This window comes from Bradyrhizobium sp. CB1717, assembly GCF_029714325.1.
Lineage (GTDB): Bacteria > Pseudomonadota > Alphaproteobacteria > Rhizobiales > Xanthobacteraceae > Bradyrhizobium.
Genome location: NZ_CP121666.1, coordinates 2,444,146 through 2,470,302, shown reverse-complemented (window position 1 = coordinate 2,470,302; position 26,157 = coordinate 2,444,146). Strand labels below are relative to the sequence as shown.

At 61.2% G+C, this 26,157-nt stretch carries 26 protein-coding genes; 2 read left to right on the top strand and 24 right to left on the bottom strand.

What is annotated here, in order from left to right:
* Positions 1-32: 32 nt before the first annotated feature.
* Positions 33-1,232 carry a cytochrome P450 gene (locus QA649_RS11685; protein WP_283024305.1) on the bottom strand — a complete coding sequence of 400 codons (1,200 nt, stop codon included), beginning with the start codon at positions 1,230-1,232 and terminating at the stop codon, positions 33-35.
* 1,007 nt (positions 1,233-2,239) lie between these two features.
* Between QA649_RS11685 and QA649_RS11680 the strand changes: the two genes are divergently transcribed.
* Both QA649_RS11680 and QA649_RS11675 read left to right on the top strand, forming a co-directional pair.
* The gene (locus QA649_RS11680) at positions 2,240-2,869 is read left to right on the top strand and encodes an FMN-binding negative transcriptional regulator (RefSeq protein WP_283024304.1); all 630 of its coding nucleotides are present in this window, start codon (positions 2,240-2,242) and stop codon (positions 2,867-2,869) included.
* 947 nt (positions 2,870-3,816) lie between these two features.
* The gene (locus QA649_RS11675) at positions 3,817-4,725 is read left to right on the top strand and encodes a TauD/TfdA family dioxygenase (protein ID WP_283024303.1); all 909 of its coding nucleotides are present in this window, start codon (positions 3,817-3,819) and stop codon (positions 4,723-4,725) included.
* 181 nt (positions 4,726-4,906) lie between these two features.
* Here the strand turns inward: QA649_RS11675 and QA649_RS11670 are convergent, their stop codons facing one another.
* The 23 genes from QA649_RS11670 to QA649_RS11560 form a co-directional block, all read right to left on the bottom strand.
* Positions 4,907-5,149, bottom strand: coding sequence for a DUF2274 domain-containing protein (locus QA649_RS11670; RefSeq protein WP_100232125.1), 243 nt, complete (start codon positions 5,147-5,149; stop codon positions 4,907-4,909).
* A gap of 4 nt (positions 5,150-5,153) precedes the next feature.
* Complete coding sequence (locus QA649_RS11665; RefSeq protein WP_283024302.1) at positions 5,154-6,365, bottom strand: TrbI/VirB10 family protein; 1,212 nt, start codon at positions 6,363-6,365, stop codon at positions 5,154-5,156.
* Positions 6,362-7,396 (bottom strand): P-type conjugative transfer protein TrbG, encoded by a 1,035-nt coding sequence (gene trbG, locus QA649_RS11660; protein WP_283024301.1) that lies wholly within the window; start codon positions 7,394-7,396, stop codon positions 6,362-6,364. Before trbG ends, QA649_RS11665 begins: the two co-directional genes overlap by 4 nt.
* Positions 7,393-8,076 (bottom strand): conjugal transfer protein TrbF, encoded by a 684-nt coding sequence (gene trbF, locus QA649_RS11655; RefSeq protein WP_283024300.1) that lies wholly within the window; start codon positions 8,074-8,076, stop codon positions 7,393-7,395. Before trbF ends, trbG begins: the two co-directional genes overlap by 4 nt.
* Positions 8,077-8,176: 100 nt before the next feature.
* Complete coding sequence (trbL, locus tag QA649_RS11650; RefSeq protein WP_283024299.1) at positions 8,177-9,406, bottom strand: P-type conjugative transfer protein TrbL; 1,230 nt, start codon at positions 9,404-9,406, stop codon at positions 8,177-8,179.
* Positions 9,403-9,771: a putative entry exclusion protein TrbK-alt gene (trbK-alt, locus tag QA649_RS11645; RefSeq protein WP_283024298.1), complete on the bottom strand. Its 369-nt coding sequence runs from the start codon at positions 9,769-9,771 to the stop codon at positions 9,403-9,405. The genes trbL and trbK-alt overlap by 4 nt, the downstream gene beginning before the upstream one ends.
* The gene (gene trbJ / locus QA649_RS11640; protein ID WP_283024297.1) at positions 9,771-10,499 is read right to left on the bottom strand and encodes a P-type conjugative transfer protein TrbJ; all 729 of its coding nucleotides are present in this window, start codon (positions 10,497-10,499) and stop codon (positions 9,771-9,773) included. The genes trbK-alt and trbJ overlap by 1 nt, the downstream gene beginning before the upstream one ends.
* On the bottom strand, positions 10,496-12,937 hold the full coding sequence (trbE, locus tag QA649_RS11635) for a conjugal transfer protein TrbE (protein WP_283024296.1): 2,442 nt from the start codon (positions 12,935-12,937) through the stop codon (positions 10,496-10,498). The genes trbJ and trbE overlap by 4 nt, the downstream gene beginning before the upstream one ends.
* 9 nt (positions 12,938-12,946) lie before the next feature.
* Entirely contained in the window at positions 12,947-13,210 is a 264-nt protein-coding gene (locus QA649_RS11630) for a VirB3 family type IV secretion system protein (RefSeq protein ID WP_283024295.1), read from the bottom strand.
* On the bottom strand, positions 13,210-13,482 hold the full coding sequence (locus tag QA649_RS11625; RefSeq protein WP_244486413.1) for a TrbC/VirB2 family protein: 273 nt from the start codon (positions 13,480-13,482) through the stop codon (positions 13,210-13,212). The genes QA649_RS11630 and QA649_RS11625 overlap by 1 nt, the downstream gene beginning before the upstream one ends.
* 55 nt (positions 13,483-13,537) lie before the next feature.
* A complete protein-coding gene (trbB, locus tag QA649_RS11620; protein ID WP_283024294.1) occupies positions 13,538-14,452 on the bottom strand; it encodes a P-type conjugative transfer ATPase TrbB in 915 nt (304 codons plus the stop codon).
* A 230-nt stretch (positions 14,453-14,682) separates the two neighbouring features.
* A complete protein-coding gene (locus QA649_RS11615) occupies positions 14,683-16,011 on the bottom strand; it encodes an MFS transporter (protein ID WP_283024293.1) in 1,329 nt (442 codons plus the stop codon).
* 134 nt (positions 16,012-16,145) lie between these two features.
* Complete coding sequence (locus tag QA649_RS11610) at positions 16,146-16,571, bottom strand: CopG family transcriptional regulator (protein ID WP_157327950.1); 426 nt, start codon at positions 16,569-16,571, stop codon at positions 16,146-16,148.
* 6 nt (positions 16,572-16,577) lie between these two features.
* On the bottom strand, positions 16,578-18,566 hold the full coding sequence (locus QA649_RS11605; protein WP_283024292.1) for a conjugal transfer protein TraG: 1,989 nt from the start codon (positions 18,564-18,566) through the stop codon (positions 16,578-16,580).
* Between the two features lie 37 nt (positions 18,567-18,603).
* Positions 18,604-20,364: a DUF3363 domain-containing protein gene (locus tag QA649_RS11600; protein ID WP_283024291.1), complete on the bottom strand. Its 1,761-nt coding sequence runs from the start codon at positions 20,362-20,364 to the stop codon at positions 18,604-18,606.
* A gap of 418 nt (positions 20,365-20,782) precedes the next feature.
* On the bottom strand, positions 20,783-21,472 hold the full coding sequence (locus tag QA649_RS11595; protein WP_349254062.1) for a lytic transglycosylase domain-containing protein: 690 nt from the start codon (positions 21,470-21,472) through the stop codon (positions 20,783-20,785).
* A 206-nt stretch (positions 21,473-21,678) separates the two neighbouring features.
* Entirely contained in the window at positions 21,679-22,188 is a 510-nt protein-coding gene (locus QA649_RS11590; protein ID WP_283024289.1) for a S26 family signal peptidase, read from the bottom strand.
* A complete protein-coding gene (locus tag QA649_RS11585; protein ID WP_283024288.1) occupies positions 22,188-22,652 on the bottom strand; it encodes a DUF2840 domain-containing protein in 465 nt (154 codons plus the stop codon). The genes QA649_RS11590 and QA649_RS11585 overlap by 1 nt, the downstream gene beginning before the upstream one ends.
* Before the next feature lie 289 nt (positions 22,653-22,941).
* On the bottom strand, positions 22,942-23,823 hold the full coding sequence (locus QA649_RS11580; protein WP_283024287.1) for a replication initiator protein A: 882 nt from the start codon (positions 23,821-23,823) through the stop codon (positions 22,942-22,944).
* A 22-nt stretch (positions 23,824-23,845) separates the two neighbouring features.
* A complete protein-coding gene (locus QA649_RS11575; RefSeq protein ID WP_283024286.1) occupies positions 23,846-24,127 on the bottom strand; it encodes a helix-turn-helix domain-containing protein in 282 nt (93 codons plus the stop codon).
* A 132-nt stretch (positions 24,128-24,259) separates the two neighbouring features.
* Positions 24,260-24,769, bottom strand: a complete 510-nt coding sequence (locus QA649_RS11570) for a DUF2285 domain-containing protein (protein ID WP_283024285.1) — start codon at positions 24,767-24,769, stop codon at positions 24,260-24,262.
* Between the two features lie 67 nt (positions 24,770-24,836).
* Positions 24,837-24,965: a DUF6499 domain-containing protein gene (locus tag QA649_RS11565; RefSeq protein ID WP_283026012.1), complete on the bottom strand. Its 129-nt coding sequence runs from the start codon at positions 24,963-24,965 to the stop codon at positions 24,837-24,839.
* A gap of 418 nt (positions 24,966-25,383) precedes the next feature.
* Complete coding sequence (locus QA649_RS11560; RefSeq protein ID WP_283024284.1) at positions 25,384-25,704, bottom strand: DUF736 domain-containing protein; 321 nt, start codon at positions 25,702-25,704, stop codon at positions 25,384-25,386.
* Between the last annotated feature and the right edge of the window lie 453 nt (positions 25,705-26,157).

Sequence of the window (26,157 nt, the reverse complement as noted above, 5' to 3'; positions counted from 1 at the left end):
AACACGATCGCGTCCCCAGCCGCGTCCGCACATCACCAGAAAACCGGGAACTCATCGAGCCCGCCAGTGATGATCTCCTTGCGCAACTTCAATTGTTCGGGCGCGACGGCCAGGCGCAGCGCGGGAAAGCGCTGGAAGATCGAACCGAACACCGCCTTGAGTTCCAGCCTGGCCAGCTCCCCGCCGATGCAGGAGTGCGGCCCGTGGGAGAACGCCAGGTGCGGCTTTTCCTGGCGTCCTATGTCGAAGATTTCCGGCTCGTCGAAATGGCGCGGATCGAACGACGTAGCCGGCAGGCCGACCAGCACCTTGCTCTCCGCGGGAATATGCACGCCCGCGATGGTCACGTCGGTGCTCGGATAGCGCATGATGCCATCCCAGCCCGCGCCCGGCGGGTACATGCGCAGGATTTCCTCCACCGCCTTGTCCACCAGGGATGGATCGCCGACCAGGCGTTCGCGCTGTTGCGGATGGCGGAACATGGCCAGCAGGCCGCATTCAATCTGCGCGACGGTGCTCTCGTGCCCCGCCACCAGCATGCCCGCCGCCAGGCCGATCGCTTCTTCCTCGGTCGCCTTGCCCTGGTCGACCGCCGCGAGCAGATCCGTCAGCAGGTTGTCGCCCGGATCCTGGCGCTTGTCCCGCATCTTGTCGCGAATGTAGGCGCGCAGTTCTTCCCAGGCCAAGCGTGACGCGGTGCGCGGGCCACTTTCATGCTGGTGCGTCATCACCTCGTCGGACAGCCGAGCGAAAAAGGCGTGATCCTCGTAGAGCAGGCCCATCAGGGCGCTGATGACCATGGCCGGAAGCGGAAACGAGAGGTGGCGCCGCAAGTCGGCGGGCTGGCGCTGGGCCGCCAGATCCTCGAACAACTGCGCAGCGATCGTCTCGACATGCGGCGCCAGCAGCTTCACCCTGCGGCTGCTGAAGGCCGGCGCGACGAGCGTGCGTAACCGGACATGCTCGCCCTGGTGCGAGACGAGCCACCCCGGCGAGCCGAGAATTACCGAATCGGGGGTGAACGCCGTCGGCGGCATTCCCGCCGGCCGGAACGCCGCATCGGACAGCGCCGCCTTGGCCTCGTCGTAGCCTGTCACCCACCAGCCTTCGTGCCCGGACGGGAAACGCACGCGTGGGATCGGACCGTTGGCGCGTAGCGCCAACATCTCGGGCGAGGGCTCAATGTGATCGACGCGCCACATCGGCAGCATCGGCAGGGGTTGTTCGGACACGGTGGCACTTCACTCTCTAAGCGATGGAAGGGCGGAAGTGCCCGCACGCGCTACGGTCACCGGCTTCACGTGCGCTTGCGTTCACTTCCGTTTGTCAATGACGATCGGCGGGGACGGCGACCGAATCCTGGAGCCTAACGTTGGCTTTAACCAGCTACCGAATCTTGTAGTAGCCCCCTAAGCTAAGCGCCTGGTGCCGGCCTCATGCGCGTCTCAGAACACGGACCTGCAGCGCGATGCGCTGCTCGGCTCGCCATGAGCGCTTTGGTCTAGGAGCGTGTTGCAAGCCACTTGCGCACGTTCACGTTGGCATCCGTGCCAAACTTCGAAGCGCGTTCTCGTCGACGAACTGCACGGTCACGAAATCCGGCGCGGCGCGACCTCGCCCGCCTCGGCTTCGTCATCGAACCCAAGGCCGGCTAGCTCTGCCAGCGCCGCTTCAGACTCCGCGGGAGATAGGGACACCCTCGCTTGGGAACGCCTTGGCGTATTCGATCGCCGCCTCAACCTGGTCCGCGTCAGCGATGAAAAATCGTCGACAATCTCCTCGGCCGATTGCCCCCGCGCGAGGGCGTCCACCATAGGCGGGAACTTTCGTGTTTTAATGATGGGTTGGTTGCGATCACCTCGGACCTGTACCCATCGACGCAGTTCAGACGATGAAGGCGGCTTTTGAGGTCGGCGTCGATCTTGCCGAGATCAAGGACTAGCTTGCCAAACGCGCCTCGGTGCGTGTCGAAGGACAGTTGCCGGTCACTACATACAGGCGCCCCCGGGTGAGATCTCTAAAGGTCCATGAATGCCTGGCTCAGCCCGCAGGAAAATAGCTACGGAAACAGCAGCTCGACGGACTGAAGCGGCTGAGTGGAATCGCCCCCGTCCCAAATAAATCCGAAGCGGTCACGTCAAAACAGGAAGCGGAGACGCTCTACGGGAGCGACTGAAACTGGCAGTTTTCTCGCACATTGACTTGCGTTTATCTCGACGACCACCAACGGAGAGTCTTCATGTACATACCAACCCACTTTCGAGATGACGACATCGAGAACATTCGAGCGACAATCCGCTGCGCCCGATTGGCCACCCTAGTCACAGCGACATTAGATGGGCCACTTGCGACGCCTCTTCCGCTCTTCCTCGATGAGAGCGAAGGCGAACACGGCACGTTATACGGGCATCTGGCGAAGGGCAATCCGCAATGGCGCACGGCCCCGATCGGAGAAGCTCTGGCGATCTTTACTGGCGCAGAGGCTTATGTGACGCCATCCTGGTATCCCAGCAAGCGACAAGCTGAACATGTGGTGCCGACATGGAATTACATCGCGGTCCACGCCCATGGGCCGATTGAGTTCTTCGACGATCCCACTCGCCTGCTTGAGGTTGTGACACGTCTGACGAATATCCATGAGACGTCACGTGCGACGCCCTGGGCCGTCAGCGATGCTCCCGCGGATTTCGTCGCCGCCCAGTTGCGTGAAATCGTCGGCGTGCGCATCCCGATCACCATGGTCGAAGGCAAACGCAAGATGAGCCAAAACCGCCCCGCGCCTGATCGCATTGCTATCGCCGCCGGCTTAGCGGCGAGCAAACTACCACGGGACCAGGAAGTTGCAGCTCTTATCTTGGTTCAGGACTGAGACGATAATGTGCAAGACCGGCGCCGCAGCCATCTTACATCTACAGCTCTCACAGACTGCAGCGGGCGGGCCATCAATTACCTCGCGATCACGAACGGAAACGTCAGCTCGGGCTTGCCGCACTGTGCAGACACCTGTCGGTATTCTGACAGAGGCACAATCTCGTGTCAGGTCCAGTACAACGCGCAAGTAAGGTTTCAGACTTTCGAAAGCCCATTCGACTTTGCGCCCCCCGCTGCCTGGGATGGCTATTGCTTAAAACAAAACGATCCAACAGAGCCACTCAGGCAGCAATGCTCACGCTCTCCAAACTCTCTCTCTCACCACCGAAGCAATTACATTGTTGAACCAATTCGCGCGCAAGTGCAAGGACTTGCAATCGAGACTCACGTCAGCGACATTTTGACATTTGCGAGCCGCGCAACTCAGTTTAGGAGCATGAGCAAGCAAGAGCGGCTGCGCTTGTATATGCAGGCAATGATTCGCTCCCCGAAGGAGCCGTCATCGTCATAGCGAGCGATATGCCAGTTGAGACAGAACTTGCCCGCAGTCTGGATCTCGCCAACGTATAAATCTTGGATCATTTGTTTCCGAGGCGCGCTTGCGCGCGCCAGGGCCGGACTACATGATTCATGAACCATAACTATTGCCAATTCTACAGAAGCATTGGTTTCTTCAACGCAGTTAGTGATTACAGCATGACGGCAGATTTGCCGTTTGCTCGCTCCTGCCGTCCGCTTCGCGATTCGACACTCGAAGGGGTGAGCTCGGTGAGCGAGTTCTTTCGTCACTCGGCCCAACAACGGGTTCAGTTCGAGGTCCCGCGCCAAATGCCACGATTCGTTTACTGCCCATTGTCGAGTACATGCTTGTGTTTCGCTTGGCACGATGCTTGCTGAAGATCATTTAAGGGGCGAGGAAAAACTGCAAGGGCTTGGAAAAGCAAGATGAGCACAAACGCTTTGGTCGGAGGCGTCATTCCGAGGACCGATGTTGTGAAACGTGCAGCGCGCATCGGTGCCGAAGTCAAGAATATCAAGCTATCAGGCGACCTACCGGATCACACGATCGCCGCGATCAACAGCTTATTGCTCGAGCACAAGGTGATCTTCTTCCGCAATCAAGGACATCTGAATGACGCCGAGCATGAGCGCTTTGCCGCTCGTCTCGGAAAGCTAGTGCCACATCCGATGCTCGGTGCCACCAAGGGGATGGCGTCGCTCCTCGAACTCGACTCCACTCGCGGCGGCGGTCGCGCCGACGTTTGGCATGCGGATGGGACCTTCGCCGACGCCTATCCAAAGATTCTGGTCCTGCGGGCCGTTGTAATGCCAACGTTCGGAGGCGACACCGTGTGGTCGAACACAGCTGCCGCTTATCTTGGTTTGCCCCCGCCGCTACAACGGCTTGCCGAGGGCCTATGGGCCGTTCACAGCAACGTCTTCGATTACGCCGGGATCGCGCGCGTGCGCGAGGTCGACAAGAAGCATTTTGAGGAGGTGTTCACCAGAACGGTTTTTGAGACCGAGCATCCCGTCGTACGCGTCCATCCCGAAACAGGCGAGCGGACGCTAGTGCTCGGCGCCTTGGTGAAGCACTTTATTGGCATCCGCAAATACGACGGACAAAAGCTGTTCGATCTGCTCCAGTCCCACATCACCGCGCCCGAAAACACTGTGCGCTGGAATTGGCTAGAGGGCGATATTGCGCTGTGGGATAACCGCGCAACGCAGCATTACGCGGTCAACGATTACGGGGACCAGCATCGCGTCGTACGTCGGGCCACGATCGAGGGTGACGTGCCTCTCAGTGTCGATGGCCGGAGCAGTGTAACGCGACTGAAGGTGACCGAATAACTGCACGTCGACTCCCAGCGCCCCCCGGCTGAAAACTGGGAAAAATTCGTAATCGGAGTTTGTTTCGGAACACTCGAACGCACACCGACGCCATATCTCAGCTCTTAATGCCAACTCGGCAGCGCTTCGCCATGCTGGCAACTATTTAGCGTGGGTAACGGCTTCGAGGAAACCACGAGCATCACTGTCCTTCACCGGCGGCCGGTATGTGGGCTTCACGTTTCAGTTTAGAAAATCCTCGGTCAGTGGCCATAAAGCGCGCCAACATGGGGGCGATGAGTTTAGTCGGATCGACCACTTGACCACCCTGACGCGTAAGCACTTCTGCATAGGCGATGAGATCACGATGCACGGCGGCGGGCAGCTCCGCAGTCACTTTGACCGGCTTGTCGTCTGGAAGCTCTCCTATTTTAAGTTTGGGCATGTTGTCACCCTCTATATGGGGTAAGTATCAGATCACGATTGACAAGAACACGAACCGGGAAACCAGGTCGTACGGTTAGAGTCGGCTGGATGTTGAGGCTTCTACGGACGACCTGCTGCCCGGTCTGGTTCAGTGAATCCGAGGCGCCGTGTCGCAATGCCTGGATGATGGCGCTGTCGTTGCTGTTGGTGTCCGAGCCGGCCCCAAGTTCGGTGCCGACCGCCAGAAACGTCGATAGAGCCGCGGCCTTGAACAGCTCTCCCCAGTGGTTGTCGACTTGGTCTTCAAGGCCCGCGTAACCTGCGGTGTCAGCGCCAGGCTGCCGCTCGAGAACGATAGACCGTCCATTCGGCATGATCAGCCGGGTCCAGACGAGCAGCACGCGCGACTGGCCGAAAGTGACCTGGCTATCGTAGATCCCGATCAGACGCGCTCCCTGGGGCACAAGCAGAAAGCGGCCGGTCGGCGTGTCATAGACATTCTCGGTTACCTGCGCCGTAATTTCGCCTGGCAGGTCCGATCGGATTCCGGTGATCAGGGCTCCCGGAATAACCGTCCCAGCCTGCACGAGATATGGTGAAGCGGGCCTGGTGACGCGGTCAGGGCTGACCGTGCGACGGTCCACGGTGGCGTTCACGAAGGCAAGCTTTCGGTCCCGTCCGTTCTGCGCAGATCCATCGTCGCCCGTGCCCGTTGCGTTCGGTAGCGCGACGCGGTCGCCTCCAACAGCCGCCGCGGCGGGCGGACGCACTTCTCTCCCATTGGTCGAAGCGAACAGATGGCTGATGCGGGCTGCTTCGGTCTCTTGATCCCGGCGCTGCTGGTCCGGATCAGCGCCGTTCGTCGGCGACTGGCCTTGGGCTGCAAGAATCGGTCGACCGAGATCCCCGGGTAGCGGCGGGCCAAGCTGCGGGACTGCCTGGCGCGGAACGCCAGCGTAGTCTTTGGGCAGCGCCGTTATGCCGTCGGCAACATTGTGGTGATCGGTGCTGTAAACCTCATCGGTCGCCTGATTTCGATGGCGGTTGCTCGCTAGCGACCACAACACGGTTCCACCGATGACGAACAACACGACAGCAGTCCCTCCGGCGAGAACTTTCCGCGACAACCGGGTTACTCGCGGTTGCTCTGCTCTCAGGCGGAAGCTTCCGGACGGATCCTCTTGTGTCGCTGATGGGACGGATTGCTCGTGATCGTTTCCACTCAAGCTGCTCATGACGACGGCCTCCCGTCTGTCCTGACAATCCTGACTTTCTGCTGGTGTTCACCCCCGAGCCGTAGTTCAGCGGCTGCAAACAGCCGATCGACGATCAGCACGTTACCGGAGGCGCGATAGTTGACGAACTCGGTTTTGCCATCCGGTCCGATGACAAAGAGCGGAGGCATCTCACCTTGCACGATGCCTTGCGGGAATTCGACATAGACCTTGCGGCCATCGTCATATGCGGTGAGCGGCCGCCAGGGAGGATTGTCTCCTTTGATCGCATAGCGGAAGATGCGCTGCGCCGGGTTCGGAAGAACGGGCTTCAGAGCGACCGAACGCGATCGTTCCCGTGCAGTTTCTGGATAGTACCAGGCGACAGACGGCATGTATGGGCGTTCGCGGGAGCGGAGCTCGATCAGGTAGGTGCGCCGGTCAGTATTGACCACTAGGTTAGTCTCGATCGAAGCTCGGGTCGGCTTGACCAAGATATGGACGCGCCGTGTGTCGCCGCTCCCGCTCTCGGTATCGCCCACGACCCAGCGCACGGTATCTCCGGCCGCGATCGGCCCTGATCCCGTCAACTGTTCTCCCTCCTCGAGCGCGATATCCGTGATCTGCCCCGGCGCGGCGTAGATCTGATAGAGCGCCCCGGGACTGTAGGCGTAGATCTGCGCCGCGTTGAAATACCCTCGCTTGCGCGGTTCGACCCGGGCTGCGCCGTTTGCGGTCTCGACCCGGCTCACGGGTTCAGCGTCTTCCTTACCTCCCGACTTGCCGCCGAAAGCCGGCTTCCAGAGGGGTGGAACGTGAAGCGGTCGCGATCTGTCGTCGAGAGCCACCGGCGTCGCCGGTAACGGAGGCACTTCAGTGTCATAGCTGATCTCCGGCGGAATGTAGGTCGCGCACGCGCCGAGCGCCGAGGAAGCAAGCAGGAGAGCAAACAAGACTGCTCGCTTCGCGGTCAAGAATTCGGGCGGAGCCGGACTGATCCTGTTGTACGGGACGGGATGCTTCGAATGAACGTCGGACAGCGTCTTAGTCACTGACTCAACTCCTTCGACCAGTTGATGGCGCGAACGAAGACTCCAAGAGGATTCTTGCGCAGACGTTCGGCATCGCGCGGCGTTTCGATCACGATGGTGAGAATGGCGGTCCAGCGCTCGGTCGAACTCAACGAACCGTTGTCGTAGACACGCTCGGTCCACGCGACCCGAAAGCTCTCCGACGACGCGCGAATGACGCTCGAGACGTCCACTGAGATTTGGGCCTTGCCCAGCTTCGCAAAGGGGTCATTGTTGCGCGCATAGTCGTTGAGCGCAGCGGCGCCACGATCGGTCGTAAAATCATAGGCCCGGAGCCAATTCTGGCGCAGAACGATGCCGTCGGCCGGTAGGCCTCTGACATCCTCGATAAAGCGCGCCAGATGGTAGGCGATCTGCGGATCAGTGGGTTGATAGTCGGTGTTGGCCGGCGCAACCCTTTGGGCTTGGCCGAGATGATCGACTTCGACCACCCAGGGCGTGATTGAGCCTTGGCTCGATTGCCAAACCAGGCTGCCTGCGAGACCGGCTGAAAGCATCAGGCAGCCGAACGCCATCAGGCGCCAGTTCTTGGCTTGCACGCGCGCTGATCCAATTCGTTCGTCCCAAACCTGCGCTGATTTCTGATACGGCGTGACCGGTTCCGGCATGCGCCCGTAATGAACGGAAGTTCGTTTGAACATCGATGGTTGCCCCTAGTATCGAGTGATCGGTTCCGAGTCGTGCGGTATGAGCGTTTGCGTCACCTGCGCAGCGGGTGGCGAAGGCGCAACGATCTGCGTGTCAGCGCTCTCCTTCAGACAAATCGACGGAGGAGCCGCCGCCACCGTGATCGCCTGAGCGGACTGCGTGGCCGGCTGCCGATGCGCCATGCCGAATGGTCTCGGCGCGCTTCATGCGTCGCGCCCAATCGGGTTGCCCTTCGGCCGAATTGCTCGCGCCTTGCGCGCCGGCTTCCCCACCCCCACCGACCGCAGCCGCTGCACGACGCAACGGGCTCATGGCGGCCGAAGCGCCGGCCTCTGCGACGCCGGCAACGCCGCCACTCCGGTAGGCGGCTGATGCCGCGCTCATAGCGGCGCCGCCACTACGCGCGGCGCCCGCGATCGCGCCGCCAGCGAGACCAGCACCGCCGGCGGCAAGACCCGCACCCGCCGCAACAATGCCGCCAGCAGCAAGGCCTGTTCCAATTGCGGCGCCGCCGCCGAGTTGCGGTCCACCGGACACAAGGCCGTTTGCGATGCCCGGACCGAAGATACCGAGCCCTAGCAAGGAGAGCGCCGCGAGCACCAGCGTCATCGCGTCTTCAATGGTCGGCTGAGCGCCGCCGAAGCCCGTGGTGAACTGCGAGAACAGGGTAGAACCGATGCCGACGATGACGGCCAGGACCAGGACCTTGATCCCTGAAGAGATGACGTTACCCAAGACCCGCTCTGCCGCGAAGGCAGTATTACCAAACAGTCCGAACGGAATGAGCACGAAGCCGGCGAGCGTCGTGAGCTTGAACTCGATCAGGGTGACGAAGAGTTGGATCGCCAGAATGAAGAAGGCGAGCAACACCACGACCCAAGCAAACAGAAGAACGACGATCTGGACGAAATTCTCGAAGAAACTGATGTAGCCCATCAGGTTCGAGATCGAATCGAGCAGCGGTCGGCCGGCGTCGAGCCCGACCTGAGCGATCTTTCCAGGGCGCAGGAGATCTGATGCGGACAGGCTTGCGCCCGTTGCTTTCAGCCCAAGGCCGGCGAAGCTTTCGAAGACGATGCGCGCCAAGCCGTTCCAGTTACCGATGAGGTAGGCGAAAACACCCACGAAGAGCGTCTTCTTGACGAGACGCGCGATGATGTCCTCGTCAGTTCCCCAACTCCAGAACAACGCAGCCAGCGTGATGTCGATCGCCGCAAGCGTCGCCGCGAGATACCCGACGTCGCTACCGAGAAGGCCGAAGCCATTGTCGATATAACGCGTGAACGTTTCCAGAAACTGGTCAATGATCCCCGTACCAGTCATGGGTTGCTCGCCTCAGGCACCGCCAGGTTCGGATATCCCTGCGGGATCCGGCTTTGATCCTTTGGGGCAGGCGTCGAACTGGCCGAGTCATCGTGGCCGGGAGCTACAACGCCGTCTTTCTTGCCAAGGAAGCGACGCCGGTTTTCGGCCCAAATCTGCTGGCAATGGCGATAGCCTGCCGCCTCCTCCGGAATGACGCCACGGCAACGTGCGAGGTCGGAGATGGTTGTATCGGTCGTCTGCCCCGCCTTCGGCGTCGGCGGAGAATCATCTCCGCCACGCAGTTGAATCGTGCAGGCGACGATGGCCACTAGGCCGATTGTCGTAAGCAGCGACAGCGCCTTGAATGCCTTTACGTCGGTCATCAGTGGAACATCTGCACATTGGTGGACTGATAGCCCTGTCCAGGCGTCAGGAAGCGCCTGAGCTGTTCTCGTCCTTGATCCTGAGCCGAGGCGCGCTGAGCCGCTTCGAGGCTCTGCGCCCTGCCCTGCGCCGCCGCCGCAGCCGTGAGATCGGCAAGTTGTTGCACTTGAAGCGCGAGGATCTGGTTGCCGGCTTGAGTTGCCTGCAGGGCACCGCTAGCACTCTGGCTCGACGTTACGAGGGCGGACGTCTGGATGCGATTGGTGTCGAGATTGCCAACGATGCCGGCCTGGACGCGAAGCGCATCTTGCGTTGCCGAGTAAGTATTTTGCCAGCGCGATTGAGCATTGGAGATCAGCAACGGGCTCGACTGGCTGCTGGTGGCCGGCGCGTAGCTGGTCGAGAAGGCGCGGTCGATCTGCTGCACGTCGTAGGCGATGCGCTGGGCCTGGGCCAGCAATTGCTGGGTCCGCTGGATCGAGAATTGCAGTTGCTGCAGCGACGAATACGGCAGGTTTGCTAGATTTCTCGTTTGATTGATCAGCATCTGTGCCTCGTTCTGCAACGATGTGATCTGATTGTTGATCTGCTGGAGCTCCCGAGCGGCCGTCAGGACATTCTGGACATAGTTGTTGGGATCAAAGACGATAAGCGCTCGTGCAGGCATCGTAATGCCAAGCGATAGAGCGATGGTGCCAGCGGCCAGCAATGAGCCAAGACGCCTCATAGCGATTTCTCCAGATTGACGAGATTGGGGATCAGGTCGAGGGCCCAGGCGACGCCACGGTGCTGCAGCCAGGCCGGCACAAAGCCCTCGGGACCATGTTCGACGAGGAGTTGCGCAATCGTCGTCTGATCCGTCTTGGAAGAAGCTGCGGTGAAAGCGAGCGCAATCTCACCGAGGCCAAGTTCGAACATCCGGTTGCCGCGACGAGACTGGCAGTAGTAGTCGCACTTTGGCGTTGCCCGGCTCAGAAGCTCGATTTGACGGTCATTGAGGCCGAAGCGGCGGTAGATGGCAGTGATCTGCGGTTCGATCGCCCGTTCGTTCGGCAGCAACAAGCGCGTTGGGCAGCTTTCGATGATCGCCGGCGCTATCGCAGAGCCATCAATGTCGGAAAGGGACTGGGTGGCGAAGATGACGGACGCATTCTTCTTCCGAAGCGTCTTCAGCCATTCCCGAAGTTGCCCCGCAAAATCCTCATCATCGAGGGCCAACCACCCCTCATCAACAATCAGGAGTGTCGGCCGGCCATCGAGACGATCACCAATACGATGGAAAAGGTACGCCAACACGGCCGGTGCCGCACTCGTTCCGATCAAACCTTCGGTCTCAAAGGCCTGGACCGAGGCTTCGCCAAGGCGTTCGAATTCGGCATCTAGCAGGCGCCCGGAGGGACCGCCCAGGCAGTAAGGCTGCAAGGCACGTTTCAGGGAGTTGGATTGCAGCAGAACTGACAGACCCGTGAGCGTGCGTTCCTCCCTCGGCGCCGAGGCAAGAGACGTCAGCGCCGACCACAGATGATCCTTGACCTCGGGGGTGATCTCCACTTTCTCGCGTGCCAGGATCGCGCCGATCCATTCCGTGGCCCAACCGCGTTCGGAAGGATCGTCGATCCAAGCCAGCGGCTGCAACGCAACGGGTTGCTCACCTCCGTCAGACAATGCCCCGCCGAGATCGTGCCAATCACCGTCCATGGCGAGAGCGGCCGCCCGGATCGAACCACCGAAGTCGAACGCAAAGACCTGAGAGTTCGGGTAGCGCCTGAACTGTAACGCCATCAGCGCAAGCAGGACCGACTTGCCAGCACCTGTCGGCCCCACCACGAGGGTATGACCGACGTCACCGACGTGGAGGGAGAATCGGAAGGGCGTCGATCCCTCGGTCTTGCCGAACAGAAGAGGCGGACCCTTGAAGTGCAGATCTCTCGCCTCGCCAGCCCACACCGCCGACATCGGAATCATGTGGGCCAGATTGAGGGTCGAAACCGGTGGCTGCCGCACATTGGCATAGACGTGCCCGGGCAGACTGCCGAGCCAGGCTTCGACGGCGTTTACCGTCTCGATCATGCAGGTGAAATCGCGGCCTTGAATAACCTTCTCGACCAGGCGGAGTTTTTCGTCGGCCGCACCGGGATCGCCGTCCCACACCGTGATGGTCGCCGTGACAAAGGCTTGTCCGATCCGATCCGAACCCAGCTCCTGCAGCGCCGCGTCGGCGTCAATCGCCTTATTGTGGGCGTCGGTATCGAGCAGCGTCGGCGCCTCGTTGGTCATGACCTCCTTGAGAATGGCGCCAATCGACTTTCGCTTGGCGAACCACTGCCGCCGAATCTTGGTCAGAAGCTTGGTGGCATCGGTCTTGTCGAGCATGATCGCCCGGGTCGACCAACGATACGAGAATGGCAGGCGATTCAGGTCGTCCAGGATCCCCGGGGTCGTAGCGCCCGGAAAGCCGACAATGGTCAGGACCCGAAGATTGGCTGAGCCCAGCATTGGCTCGAGTCCGCCGGTCAGCGGCTGGTCGGCCAACAGCGCATCGATATACATCGGAATTTCGGGCACGCGAACGCGATGACGCTTGGTCGAGATCGTCGAGTGCAGGTAGGTCAGCGTGTCCTGATCATCGAGCCAGGCGCATTCTGGCATGAACCCTTCGACGAGCTGCAGCACGCGGTCGGTTTGATCGGCAAACCCGCGGAGCACCTCGCGCGCGTCTGCGCTAACAGTCCGATCGCGGCCTTCATAGAGCAGTCGCTCTGCCCTGGCGGCTCCTTCCTCCGGCGGCAGATAGACGAAGGTTAGGAAATAGCTGGACTCATAATGGGCTCCCGCCTCCTCGAACTGAGCCCTGCGTTCCGCGTCAACCAGCGCAGACGCGACATCCGGAAATGTACTCGGAGGATAAGCCCCAGCAAAATGACGCTGCGCCTCAACAAATACGGCCCAACCAGATCCCAGGCGGCGCAGGGCGTTATTCAGGCGACCGGCGACGCCGACAAGTTCGGCCGGCACCGCGCTGTCGAGGTCCGGTCCCCGGAACTTTGCCGTCCGCTGGAACGAGCCATCCTTATTCAGGATGATCCCCTCGTCGACGAGGGCTGCCCAGGGCAGGAAGTCGGCGAGGCGCGCATTGGAATGGCGATACTCAGCAAGATTCATCATGACGCAGGCTCAGGTGTTGAGATGACCGGGAATGCGCAGATGCCGGCGCACCACATCGACGAAGGCGGAATCGCGTTTGGCGGCCCAGACGGCGGCCATGTGGCCGATGAACCAGAGGACAAGACCCGCGATCCAGAGCCGAAGTCCCAGCCCCAGGGCTGCGGCAAGCGTGCCGTTGACGATCGCGACCGATCGCGGCGCGCCGCCCATCAGGATTGGCTCTGTGAGCGCGCGATGAACGGGCACGACAAATCCTGCGACCGGCTCAGTCATCAGATCACCACGCCGCCGCCGAAGGAGAAGAACGAAAGGAAGAAGCTCGAGGCGGCAAACGCGATTGACAGGCCGAACACGATCTGGATCAGCCTGCGGAAACCACCTGACGAGTCCCCAAAGGCGAGCGTGAGCCCCGTCACGACGATGATGATGACGGCGATGATCTTGGCGACCGGTCCTTCAACCGACTGCAAGATCTGATTGAGTGGCTGTTCCCATGGCATGTTCGAGCCGGCCGCCCATGCCGGTGCCGACGCCAAAAGAACCATCCCGGATATGGCCAGTGATGCGGCATCTCGACGAAAACGAAATTGCTGACGCATGTCAGTCTCCTGCTGATGAAAGGTTGTAGTCGCCGGCGGCCCCGAGTCCGGTGACGAGGGCGAGTTCAGCGAGGCGACGGTCAGTGCCGCGCCCCGCAAGCACAGCAACGATGTTGATGGTCTCAGCGATCAGGGCACGCGGAACCGTGATGACGGCTTCCTGGATGAGTTGCTCGAGCCGCCGCAGCGCACCAAGCGCACTACCCGCATGAATGGTCCCAATGCCGCCGGGGTGGCCCGTGCCCCAGGCCTTAAGCAGATCGAGTGCCTCGGCACCGCGAACTTCGCCGACCGGAATGCGGTCAGGACGCAGTCGCAGCGAGGAGCGGACGAGATCCGATAGCGTGGCCACGCCATCTTTGGTCCGCAAAGCCACGAGATTGGGCGCTTTGCACTGAAGCTCGCGTGTATCTTCGATCAGAACCACACGATCGGAGGTCTTTGCCACCTCGGCAAGGAGCGCGTTCGTCAATGTCGTCTTGCCGGTCGATGTCCCGCCGGCGACGAGGATGTTCTTGCGCACCGCGACCGCGTTCTTCAGGATCCTGGCCTGCTCCGGGGTCATAATCTTCCGGGCGATGTAGTCATCGAGCGTAAACACGGCGACCGCGGGCTTGCGTATAGCAAAGGCCGGCGCTGCAACGACCGGAGGCAAAAGACCTTCGAAGCGCTCACCGGTCCCGGGCAGTTCGGCCGAAACCCGTGGCGCGCTAGCATGCACCTCGGCGCCGACGTGATGCGCAACCAGGCGAACGATGCGCTCGCCATCCGCAGCCGACAGGGTTTCGCCTGTGTCGACAAGGCCATTCGACAACCGGTCGATCCACAACCGCCCATCCGGATTGAGCATTACCTCGATGATCGCTTCGTCTTCGAGGTAGCCGGAAATCGCCGTGCCAAGCGCGCTGCGCAGCATTCGCGCGCCGCGCGAACTCGCTTCCGATTGAATTGAATGGATTGCCACCGTTCGTCCCCACCGTATGAGGACGTCGAACGACAGTCCTCAGATGGGGATGATTAGAAGAGGCACCGATGGACTTGACGCAACAAGCGCTTTCGAAGATCGTAGGCTGGCGTAGAAAAAGAAAGACTGAGAACGAAGTTATGAGGCCTGCTCAATCGTATCAGTTCGCTGGGAGTGGCTACTTACCACTCCGCATCGTCATCCGCGGGCAGGAAGATGACCGAATCCTCATACAACCCAACTGATTCGACAGCATAGGAAACATCAGACGGCTCGAAGAGGAGGATTGAACTCATCCACGAAACGATGGATCGGCGCCAAGGCACCACGAACCAGACCAACGCCGCGATCTGCAGCGCTACGCTGACGCCGAACGCCACCTGATAGGCTTGGACGGTCCTATGGCCGTCGTTCGCAGGCCATTGCTCCAGGATCAGGCCTGTCGCGTATTGTGCCAGAAATGCCCAACCAAAGTGCAAGACGTTCAAAGCGCCGTTGGCACGACCAGCAAGCTCCGGCGGAAAGTAATCTGATATCACCGCGAAGCTGATCACGGTTGCTGTTCCGACGATTGCGATGACAGACCAGGGTAGGATGGACGGCAGAGGCGCTCGCAGGATCAAGGCTAACTCGGCTGCTATAAACAGCACCGCAACCATCGCCAATATCGTCTCCGCCGCGATTCCTCTGCGTTTGATGTTATGGACGGCCACACCGAAGAACCAGGCAGCGCCGCTCAATACGATGGACATTATGAATAGCTGTCCGACGAGACTTGCGCGATCAAGCCTCTCCACGTCGGTCAGCCACGGCGATGCCCACAATCCCTGCAGGGACCAGGCCGATCCCACGCAAGTCGCCGACAATGGCGCAATGCACCAGAAACGCCGATCGCCGAAAACGGAGCCAAGGGTGGCGCGCGCTGTTAATGGAACAATGCCTCGTTCAGGCACCACAAAATAGATGAGAATGGCTATCGCACCAGTAGCCGCTGCCAGAATCTCAAAGATTGACCGCCAGCCAATCCAAGCGAGCAGGCGCTCGACGGGAGCAGTAGCAGTCACCGCTCCTAGCGAGCCCAACATGACCATGTAGCCGTTCAGCAAGCCAACTCGCTCCCTGGGAAACCAAAGGATGATGGATTTCAGACCTGCCGTGAGCGCTGCCGCCACGCCAAGCCCGATCATTGCACGCGCGATCAAAAGTGACAGGAAGCCGGTCGATACTGCGAACAGTCCGGCGCCCACTGCTGCGAGCAAGAGCAGAGCACTTTGGACGCGACGCGGACCAAATCGGTCCAACAAGATGCCGACGGGGATCTGAGCCGCCGCGAAAACTAGAAAATAGACCGAGGTAAGCAAGCCAAGATCGGCACTCCCAAGCCCGATGTCCGAGCTGATATGGCTGGCGATCAGAGCGTTGATCGTTCGAAACAGGTACGAAAGATAGTATCCAGCAGCAAAAGGGAGAAAAACCCGCGCAATTCGACACCATCCTTTTGAGATTTGCATGCCGGCCCCTCTTGCTGTCAACTCTTTCGAGCCGATAGCGCGACCAGCTCCTGCCGGTTCAGCTAAATCGCTGCGGTCGTAGGCTAGCGAAGAAAAAGAAGGAACCGGCGAAACGGTAGTGCTGCATGGTTCAATCAGGTTTCTTCGGCCGGCTCCTGAGGGCGGATATCTTCTGGAATCTCGCGCAGAAAGCTTTGCCCCTTTTGCAGACGGCGCCCGAGCGCCTCGACAAATCCCTCAAAGCGTTCCTTGCCCTTTATTTGCGCGGCCGCCTGCGCATCGTTGGGTAGCGGCGGCGTAATCGTCAGCCAGAAACGAATGAACAAAGCCAAGGTCTCGGCCGTCAAACCCACGTCGCGTTCCAGCCGCTGCATCTGGCGCGACAGCCGGTCGAGGCGCCTGGCGAACGCTGCCTCCCGCCTGTCCGCTCCATCCGGGGACAGAAACGAAACGACTGCCGCTTCCACGATCGCCGACCGAGAAAGCTTCTTGCGATCGGCGAGCTCCGAGATCTGTTTCAGCAGTTCTGGCGGGAAGTAGACGTTCATCCGGTCGCGCATAATGCCTCAGAGCTCCATACTGTCATTCGGGTCCATGGCGACCTGACGAGCGACGCCGCGCATTTGTTGGCGTATGAGGCGGGACTGACGGACCGCATCCTCATCATCGTCAAGAACGGCAGCAAATTCTTGTGCCGGTGTCGGTTCGGTCGTCTCGTTGGCGATCGCGACGTGATCGGGTAGTTCGGGCTCGCGACGGAGTCCGCTGTTCGCCGTGTCTTCCTTGGCCTCGGCGACTTTGTCAGTTGGACCTCCCGTCTGCATCGGCGTTCCAAGCGCTGACCATCCGTCCGTTCGCAATGATCGGCCGGCCGTCGCCGGATCTGGCGGCGGCAGAACCCGCTCGGTGAACCGCCGATCCTCGTAGTAGCGAACCTTCTTCGCCCGGATCGGTGTCGTCCCTGCCACCATGATGATCTCGTCCATCGGCGGAAGCTGCATGACCTCGCCGGGGGTCAGTAGCGGCCTTGCCGTCTCCTGGCGCGAGACCATGAGGTGCCCCAGCCACGGGTTCAATCGATGACCGGCATAGTTCTTCATCGCGCGCATCTCGGTCGCCGTACCCAGCGCGTCGGAAACCCGCTTGGCGGTTCGCTCGTCGTTGGTCGCGAAGCTGACGCGGACGTGACAGTTGTCGAGGATGGCGTTGTTGGGCCCGTAGGCCTTCTCGATCTGATTAAGCGACTGCGCGATCAAGAAGCTCTTGATGCCGTACCCCGCCATAAAGGCGAGCGCGGACTCGAAAAAATCGAGCCGCCCGAGTGCGGGAAACTCGTCGAGCATCATCAGAACGCGATGCCGGCGGTCGCGAGCGTGCAAGTCCTCCGTCAGTCGGCGGCCAATCTGGTTCAGCACCAGGCGGATTAACGGCTTGGTCCGAGAAATATCCGATGGTGGCACCACAAGGTAAAGGGTCGTCGGGCGGCTATCTGCGATCAGATCGGCAATCCGCCAGTCGCAGCGGCAGGTCACCTGAGCCACAACGGGATCACGGTACAGCCCCAGGAACGACATCGCGGTGGACAGGACGCCAGACCGCTCATTCTCGGATTTGTTCAGGAGCTCGCGCGCGGTCGAGGCGACCACGGGATGGGCACCCTGCTTACCAAGATGCGGCGTCGTCATCATTGCCTTCAGCGTCGCCTCGATCGGCCGCTTCGGATCCGACAGGAAAGCGGCGACGCCGGCCAGGGTCTTGTTGGCTTCCGCATAGAGGACATGGAGGATGGCGCCGACTAAGAGCGAATGACTGGTCTTCTCCCAATGGTTCCGCTTGTCGAGCGAGCCTTCGGGGTCGACCAGGACGTCGGCCACGTTCTGGACATCGCGAACCTCCCATTCCCCGCGCCGGACTTCGAGGAGCGGATTGTAGGCTGAGGACTTCGGGTTGGTGGGATCAAACAACAGGACGCGACCATGCCGCGAGCGAAAGCCGGCGGTCAGCTGCCAGTTCTCGCCTTTGATGTCGTGAACGATGGCTGAGCCAGGCCAGGTCAGCAGGGAGGGGACGACGAGACCGACGCCTTTGCCGGATCGGGTTGGTGCGAAACACAAGACGTGCTCTGGTCCGTCATGACGCAAGTAGTCGCCGTCGAGCTTGCCGAGCACCACACCATCCGGACTGAGAAGTCCGGCCGCTCTTACCTCCTCCAGATCGGCCCAGCGCGCTGAACCATAGGTCTCGACATTCTTGGCTTCACGCGCGCGCCACACCGACATGCCGATCGCCACCGCGATCGAAACGAAGGTCCCCGAAGCCGCGATAAATGCGCCTTCGACAAAGACGTGTGGCGCATAGGCGTCGTAAACGAACCACCACCAGAAGAAGACGGGCGGGTAATAGATCTTGAAGCCCAACAGTTCGAACCAGGGCCGCCCAAGCTCCGGTTGCCAGGCGAGCCGCCAGGCCGTCCACTCGGTTGCTCCCCAGATGGCCAGCAAAACGATCAGGCCGACAACGATCACCTGGCCCCAGAGGATTTTGGTTCCGGACATCCCGAACGCCCTTCCCGCAACTGAGTTGGAGAGATTGCTAGAGGCCGAGGTCGCGCTTGCGGCCAAAACCCCATTCGACCCCACCGCCGTCCTTCACTACGCCGGTGACGTGTTGGCCGAGCCTCTTTTCGAGTTCGCGCGACCAGGGCACGAGTTGGAAGCCTAGCCCATTGTCGATCATGGCAAAACGTCCTGAGGTGAGCGTCAGCCGCTGGCGATACGTGCCCGCCACATGCTCCCCAGAGGCGGCGTTCACGTGAGGCAGGCCGCTGCCGGCCGAGACCTTTGCAGCCACTTCATCCAGCTCTCGCCGGCGCAGCGTGTTCAGGAGATCGCGCTGCAAGATGATGCGTTGGCCCTGCCGCCGCGCCAGGCCCTCCTGGATCAGATGCTCGGTGCGGGCTTCCATGGCATCGCGGGTCTCGCCGCCGAATCCGCCCATGGCGAGCGGCACGGGGTCGCGTTCGACCAGCCTGTGGTCGAGCCAGGTCGCTCCTTTAGCCGTGACTTGCCCACCGAGATCGAGATCGGAACGGGTTGCTAGCACCATGGTCGGCCGCGGCTCGCCAGCTTGACCGAAGCGCCGGACTTCGACGATTCCGCCGATCGGCGGTGCGTGCTCGAAAGCCTCCAGCCCTCGGAAGCGCACGTGATGCGCGCGTCCGTCCGTTCCGTCGATCAGGGCGTAGGCCTCACCAGTCAGTTCGTCATGCAATCCCCGGTCGACCAGCCGTCCGATAATCTCGGACGTCGGCTGTCCTTCGATGACAAAGTCTGCAACGCCGCGCGCTTCGCCGCGCTCGGTAAAGGCGCGGTGCATGGTCTTGATGATGTCGCCGCGCATGCCGAGATCGCGCAAGCTCCGCTCGGCCTCGAGCCCTACCGTCCATTCCCCTGGTAGCGCGGATGCGGCAAGGCCCATTTTCTCCAGGTGTTGAAGGCGGCCGACCATCAGGCGCCGGATCTCGGGATCGGACTGGCCCGGGTTCTCCGGGCGAAGGTCGATATAGCCGGTTTCGTCAGCCGCCAGCCGGATCTCCCGATCGAGCCGGGTCCAACGCTCCGCCGTGACCTCCCTCTCCAGCGAATTGCGGATCTCGCGCTCCGGTTTTGGACCCAGTTCGATGGCGACCAATTCCTCGGCGCGTGAGCGCAGACCCTGGCTGATGTAGTCGCGGGAGATTACGAGATCCGCCCCTTCTTCATCTACTCCCCGTACGAGAAGATGGACGTGAGGGTTGTCGGTATTCCAATGATCGACAGCCACCCAATCGAGCCGCGTGCCGAGATCGGTCTCCATCTGCCTGGCGAGGTCGCGGGTGAAAGCCCTGAGGTCGGTCATATCGTCGGCGTCCTCCGGCGAGACAATGAACCTGAAATGATGCCGGTCGTCCTTGCACCGTCCCGCGAAAGCAGTGCTGTCGGCGCGGTCGCAGCCCTCATCGAACATCTCGGCCCGTTCACCACTCCGGGTCACGCCGTCGCGCTTCAGATATGAGAGGTGGGCGGTCAGTGGCGCTGAGCGGAAAGCCCGCCCTTTGTGACGAACCACGCGTGCCTTCACCACAACGCGCCGCGTGGGGCTGAACAATCTGGCGCGGCTAAAGGCGAGGCGCCCACGGCCAAACGTCGAGCGCCCATAGGCCGCCGAGCGCCTTCCAGCCGCAGCCTGCCCCGAGGTGTGTCCGGCTTTCTTCGCCACCCGCAGCACCTGGTTGATGAAGCTCTTCGGTTTCGGCGCGCGGGTACTGCGGATGCGCCCAGGCCGAATACGCAGCTCGCTGTCGCCTACACTCACGGCAGCACCTCCCAACGAGGAAAAGCGCACACGGTGCCGAAAATGTCCTTGATTACATTGCTCAAAACGCATGGCGCGGCACGCGCCCCGACCGGCCGGCACGGTAGAACCCAAGCCATGCCAATGGCTTGCGGTTCGACCGGCGAGCCCCTTTTATCTCGCCGTGCTGCCGTCGTGGTCTCCCGGTCGCCGGTTGCCGAAAGAGCCCCCGCGACTTGGCAGCCAACGGGCGAAGCCCCCACTGCTTCCGAGCGCTTGCGATAGCGATCGTTACCCGAAGGGCCGAGACACCCGAAGGGTGGCTCGGTGAGGAGCGAAGCGACGAGTAGAGCGCGGGCCGAAGGCATCGCCCCTACGCCATCAGCACGCGGCACCTGCTTGGTGAAGCACACCAAAGCTTGCGAACCCGCACACCTGGTCATTGCGATACTCCCGAATCCGATCGAGGGACGAACACGCCAATAGGCCGGGGGACCATGGGCGAAACATCGGGCGCAGAGATTGCAGTCGTGACGCCGCCCGACGGCATGAGCGCCGGCAACCGAACGCGTGTGTTCATGAGACCGGATCGCGTAACGAATAGCGTTGGAGTTGCTGATGACTGTCCGCTGGACGTCCATCTCGGCGGCAGTTCGATAGCAAGCAGATTTGCAAGCTTTGCGACGTATGCTCGCGTCTCCTCTGGCAGAGAGCCGCCTGCGAGATGTTCTTCATAGCGAGATGGTCCCGCATTGTACGCGGCAAACACCCCAGGCGAGCCATATCGATCGAGCAATTCGCGCAAGTAAGCCGTGCCGGCCAGAATGTTGTCGTGCGGATCGTAGGGGTCGTTCCCGAGATTGTAGCGCTCGCGAAGTTCCGCCCAAGTCGCCGGCATAATCTGCATCAGGCCCATTGCGCCTTTTGGCGACTTGGCGTGCACGTCTCCAGCGCTTTCGATGTTAATGACCGAACCGATCCAGTTCACCGGAATTGCAAAACGCTTCGAGGCTTCGTCGACGAAAGCTGCAAACGGGTTGCTTGCCTGAGCAACCGCTTGAGCTAACACTGATCCACTCTGGGCTGGAGCAGCACTGTCCGACGCAGCGAAAATAAGCAGCAGCGACACGACAGCCCAAACACGCACGCCCGACCGAGCCAAGCACGCCGTCGTGCTCGCGCCCGTCCAGGGCAAAGCCGCTTCGCGCCGGCCATGCGGCCGCCCTGGACTGCCGCCGCGCGCGTCGGCCCTGCTAGCGTTGGTCGGGACGGAGGAATGGTCCCGCGATCGATCGAACAGAGAATTGGCGGGATAAGAGCGTGGAACACGCACGATCACTCCTCCCACGTCCACACGGGCAGCACACGGCCGATCACCGCCGACGCAGGCAAGAATTCAAAATATCGGCCATCCAGGGAGTCGTCGGACTGCCAGTTCATCAGAAACAGCTCGCCGTCGCCGACGACGCGGCAGCCCTGCCATTTCGGCAATGGCCGCCCGCGTCCGTCGCGATCCCTCGCCTCGCCCACCGCGACGTCGTCGACCGAAATCGTGAGGCCGGTTCTGCAAACGGTCTGCCCAGGAAGGGCAAGCACGCGCTTCAGCATGGGGACGCCAATGGGCAAATAGCCGTTAAGGTCGAGGAAGGTCGCGAGCGGCTCCGGCGGCTGCACGGCGACCAATTCAGTGACTTGGAATTGGTCCGGGGGTTGGAGGCGGTAGAGACCGATCGGCACGCTCGCGGATGCGTTCCAGATGTAAAGCGGAAGCGGCTCCAGGACGATCGTTGCGATGAGCGCAGCACCGACTCCAATCGTCGCGGCCAGCATCATGAGGCGGCTCATCAACGCATCACCTTTTGGCGATGAAGCCAGGCCTGATGGCGGGCTTTCGTATACGGGCGTGGGTCTTCGTTGACGGACAGACGGTTATGAACGTGATGCCAATGATCGGGCGCGACATCAGCTGGATCGACGCCGAGTGCCTCAATGGCATCGACTATTTGCAGCACTCGCTCGACCTTCGGCCAGCCGGACAGACGCAGCAAAATCTCTCCGCCGGGCGTCACATAAGGGACGGTCGAGCAGCGCTGTCCCGGAGCGACCGCGCGCAAGATGTCGATCCGCGAAATGATCTTGCCAAAGTCGTTGGAGCTCCAACGGACGAAGGCAAAGATGCCTCCGGGCGCAAATGAAAGGACACGCCGGTGGCGATCAAGCTCCCGTTCATTGACGATACGACCGAACCGAACGCGGTTTTCGATGCGCTTCTCGAGCCACAACGCTTCCACTTCCGTGAAAGTGCTCATGCCGCGGCTCCCTGATGCTGGATCTGGCAGCTGCGAGCTTGGGTCTCGGTGGAGAGTATGTATGGCCTGCAAAGGCAGGCTGGCCTATCGGACTGCCGTTGCTGACCGCCGCCAACGCGGCTTTCGGCCTGTTCCGTTAGAAGAAATCCAAAGGATTCCTGGTTAGTAAAGTTAGAGCAGCGGGAATGCGCGGATAAACAAGCTCTTAGGCTCGATTCCGGTCCCTGATAGCACGAGGGTCGCGTCCCCGATAGCACGAGGGCTGCGGTCCCCGATAGCACGAGTTGATTCACAGATTGTCCTCCGAATTTGGAATGAGACCGCACCGACGCAGGCGGGCCGTTAAGGGAGCAACAGGCGTTGGCGTGAAGTTCAGCCGATCGATGCCGTTCCGGTCTCGCGTGAGCACGAGCTGATAGCCGGGCAATGTCTGGCGCTGGACGATCTGGCGCACGTCGTAAGCAAAGTGCTTGAGCGGCGAGAGGATGCCGGACTTGGCATGGAGATGCACAAGGTCAAAGCTCCACCCGCCATCCTGGCGTCCGCCGTGCTTGCGCACGAGGCGGTAAAGCCAGCGCTCAAGTCCACCCGTTAGATCGAAGTAAGCGCGGTCGATCGTCAGCACCAGCGCATCGTCGATAACGCCAGCATAGAACCAATCGGGCAGGATTAATTCGAGACCAAATGGACGTCCGTTTGCATCGGATGTCTCCTTCCACTCGTTGATCCAGGAGAAGCGATGCCGTCGCCGTTCTGTCGGCTGACGGATCGATGTCAGCACAGTCGTTGACTGAAGTCTGTCGAGACCCGCCTTCAGCCGGTCGTAGTCACGCGCGCTGGTGCCGCGGCCGACGAACGTCAGAATTTCGTAAGGCGTTGCAGCCATCAGGCGCGACGTCTTCAGGCCGGCATCGCGGGCTTCGACGATCTGGGACGCGGCCCAGATCAGAACATCCGCATCCCAGATCGTCGCCATGCCATGTTCCGGCACGGCTTCGACCCGAATTGCGATCGCACCGGCACGAAAATCGATCGGTACGATCCGCTTGGTTTTTGCGAGCGAGAAGAACGGATAAGCCATCAGATCCTGCGTATCGCGTGGCGCGAGATCTCCGGGCAGCGCCCGAAAGAGCTCAAGCTGCTCGCGCTCCGAATGGTGTTTGCGGCGCATGGTCACTACTCTCACACGGCAATCAGCGGCGTTCCTGGCCCGCATACGGGCGCAGCGCGGGATGCTTCTTGGCCGGTAGCACGGTCCCCTTCCCGGGGTCGGAGGTCGACGTCTTGGCGCCGCGGTCGGCCCACGCTTTCAGATCATCAACGGCGTAGACGACGCGTCCGCCAATCTTCCGATACGTCGGCCCGGTGCCATATGTGCGGTGCTTTTCGAGTGTGCGGCCTGACAGGCCGAGATAGCGCGCGGCCTCAGGTGTACGCAGGAATCGCTCGGGAAGACCGGCCATCGGATCGGGCATTTGAGAACTCCAGGATTACACCGCACTACGTCTGGCTAGGTCGGCGTGTGTGCGGTCATCATGGAGGAGCAGGATCTCGGAGGGGGATGCCGAATATGGATGGGGCGACTTTCGGCACCCTTCGGGTCTGCGCTACTCGTCCTTGCGCCCGGGCCGCAAGAGTTTGCGGTAACCACCGCGCATCAACGCGAGGCCGCCTTGCACCAAGCGGATTGTTCGACTGCGCAGATCATGCGTCTTCCAGGCCCGATCGGGGATGCGCTTTTTGCCGAACAGCGCTTCGGCGATAATGCGATAACTGCCGCCGGCGCTATGCGCATCGAGCGCGCGGATCGCGGCGCTCAGACGTTCGCGCCGCTGTTTGGATAGCGTGTGAAATGCCGGACCTGGCGCAGGCCCATTCATGGCGCGCCACAGCCGGCGGGCTGCATAGGCACGTGCGCCGAAATCGCCATCAAACGGCAATTCGGCTGTATATGACGCGCCGAGCACCGGCGACTCTTTCGACCAGACACGATGATCTACCGCACCGATGCGCAGCACGGCATGCCAACCGCCGACGGCGCGGCGCACCTTGCCAGCTGTAAGGTCCAGCAGTGGCTGAGGCGCCGACACCAGGTCGGCCGTCGAGACAACCTTCACCGGAATGACCGTGGCTAGAACCTCCGGCGCCCAAAAGATCGCCGGCTCGCCGAACGACCTCTGCGGGTCATGGACGAAAGCAGAGACCCCATTTCCTCCCGAATTCGTGAGTCACTTCGCCGTTCGGACTGTTGGCAATCATCGCCTCGTACTCACGCCGGTAGTCGGCGTTGCGGCGGAGACATTTCCAGGCGATGTCGGTGACTTCCGCGTCTTGTAGGCTCTTCTAGGAATCCGGCGAGCGCCAGTCGAATTCAGGCATTGCTTCCACCCCATTGCACACTGCTAACAAATTGCAGCGCAATAGTTATGAACGATGCAGTTGTAGGAAGTCCCTAGTTTGGCCCCACGTCGGTCACCCATTTGGCCCGTGCGAGATGATGACACAGGAGAAATTGGCCGAGCGCGTGGGTTTAAGTCGCGTTATGTCGGAGTCATCGAGCGCGGCGATGTATCAGCAAACGTCACTGTGCTCGGGCAAATTGCTGAAGCATTGGGAGTCGAACCGGGAGACCTGCTCAAAAAGGCTGCGCGGCTTAGCAAATCGTAAGCCGTCTCAGGCCTGCCGCGAAGCGCCCCGCCCGGCGGACCGGACGGGGCTTGCCAGGGCGCTCTTAGTCGCCGGTCTTGCGCGGCCGCGACCAGAGCAGGGTGTAACCTTCACCGCCTTCGTCGTCGAACAGGTTCGCGTAGATCGGCGCGTTGAACGAGGGGTCATCGAGCTTGAGTGAGAGGTAGTCGCGGCCCTCCTCGGAGCGCTTCGACCAGGCCGCGCCGATCTCCGCCCGGCCCACATAGATGCGGTGGCTGGGAGCGTTGTCGTTGGATCGGTTGGTCTCGGCGACGATGCGGACGCCCTTGGCCTTCAGACTGAGGGTCACGATATCGCCCTGGAATTCGTTGCCGACCTTCTTGAAGGAACCGACGTTAGCCATGTCACTTCTCCTGTTGTGTTTCGAGCCCGCGACCACCGCGGCCTCGATGGCGATCTAGGGCCGAGGACGATCGGCGACGCACCCGCTCGGGCTGGAGCGCAGCGGAGGACGTCGTTGTGGCGACTTTCTTGTCTCGCGAGGAATGGGCGAAGCCCAGGGGAAGAAAGTCGCATCAACGGCGTTGCGGCTCAGACGATCGAGGTGAAGCCGGTCTTCGGCCAGATCAAGCCATCAACGAGGCCACGTAAGTCCGCGTGCTGAACCACAATCTCTGAAGAAGCGTGGCTATCTCGGTTTTGATGAACAAGAGGTCGGAACAATTTAGCGAGGAAAGAGAAACAATCTCCTGCAAAGGGCGGCATCGTCTCCCAAGAACGGATCGAGGTTAACACCGCTCCGCCGCGGATGCGCGGGCAAACCGAAATGCCGGCGGCTTGATCGAGGAGCTCCGAG

Coding starts and splice junctions, on each gene's coding strand:
- QA649_RS11680 (WP_283024304.1), top strand. CDS start 2,240: ATGTACATACCAACCCACTTTCGAGATGACGACATCGAGAACATTCGA.
- QA649_RS11675 (WP_283024303.1), top strand. CDS start 3,817: ATGAGCACAAACGCTTTGGTCGGAGGCGTCATTCCGAGGACCGATGTT.
- QA649_RS11670 (WP_100232125.1), bottom strand. CDS start 5,149: ATGCCCAAACTTAAAATAGGAGAGCTTCCAGACGACAAGCCGGTCAAA.
- QA649_RS11665 (WP_283024302.1), bottom strand. CDS start 6,365: ATGAGCAGCTTGAGTGGAAACGATCACGAGCAATCCGTCCCATCAGCG.
- trbF (WP_283024300.1), bottom strand. CDS start 8,076: ATGTTCAAACGAACTTCCGTTCATTACGGGCGCATGCCGGAACCGGTC.
- trbL (WP_283024299.1), bottom strand. CDS start 9,406: ATGACTGGTACGGGGATCATTGACCAGTTTCTGGAAACGTTCACGCGT.
- trbK-alt (WP_283024298.1), bottom strand. CDS start 9,771: ATGACCGACGTAAAGGCATTCAAGGCGCTGTCGCTGCTTACGACAATC.
- trbJ (WP_283024297.1), bottom strand. CDS start 10,499: ATGAGGCGTCTTGGCTCATTGCTGGCCGCTGGCACCATCGCTCTATCG.
- trbE (WP_283024296.1), bottom strand. CDS start 12,937: ATGATGAATCTTGCTGAGTATCGCCATTCCAATGCGCGCCTCGCCGAC.
- QA649_RS11630 (WP_283024295.1), bottom strand. CDS start 13,210: ATGACTGAGCCGGTCGCAGGATTTGTCGTGCCCGTTCATCGCGCGCTC.
- QA649_RS11625 (WP_244486413.1), bottom strand. CDS start 13,482: ATGGTTCTTTTGGCGTCGGCACCGGCATGGGCGGCCGGCTCGAACATG.
- trbB (WP_283024294.1), bottom strand. CDS start 14,452: ATGCTGCGCAGCGCGCTTGGCACGGCGATTTCCGGCTACCTCGAAGAC.
- QA649_RS11615 (WP_283024293.1), bottom strand. CDS start 16,011: ATGCAAATCTCAAAAGGATGGTGTCGAATTGCGCGGGTTTTTCTCCCT.
- QA649_RS11610 (WP_157327950.1), bottom strand. CDS start 16,571: ATGCGCGACCGGATGAACGTCTACTTCCCGCCAGAACTGCTGAAACAG.
- QA649_RS11605 (WP_283024292.1), bottom strand. CDS start 18,566: ATGTCCGGAACCAAAATCCTCTGGGGCCAGGTGATCGTTGTCGGCCTG.
- QA649_RS11590 (WP_283024289.1), bottom strand. CDS start 22,188: ATGAGCCGCCTCATGATGCTGGCCGCGACGATTGGAGTCGGTGCTGCG.
- QA649_RS11585 (WP_283024288.1), bottom strand. CDS start 22,652: ATGAGCACTTTCACGGAAGTGGAAGCGTTGTGGCTCGAGAAGCGCATC.
- QA649_RS11580 (WP_283024287.1), bottom strand. CDS start 23,823: ATGCGCCGCAAACACCATTCGGAGCGCGAGCAGCTTGAGCTCTTTCGG.
- QA649_RS11575 (WP_283024286.1), bottom strand. CDS start 24,127: ATGCCCGATCCGATGGCCGGTCTTCCCGAGCGATTCCTGCGTACACCT.
- QA649_RS11560 (WP_283024284.1), bottom strand. CDS start 25,704: ATGGCTAACGTCGGTTCCTTCAAGAAGGTCGGCAACGAATTCCAGGGC.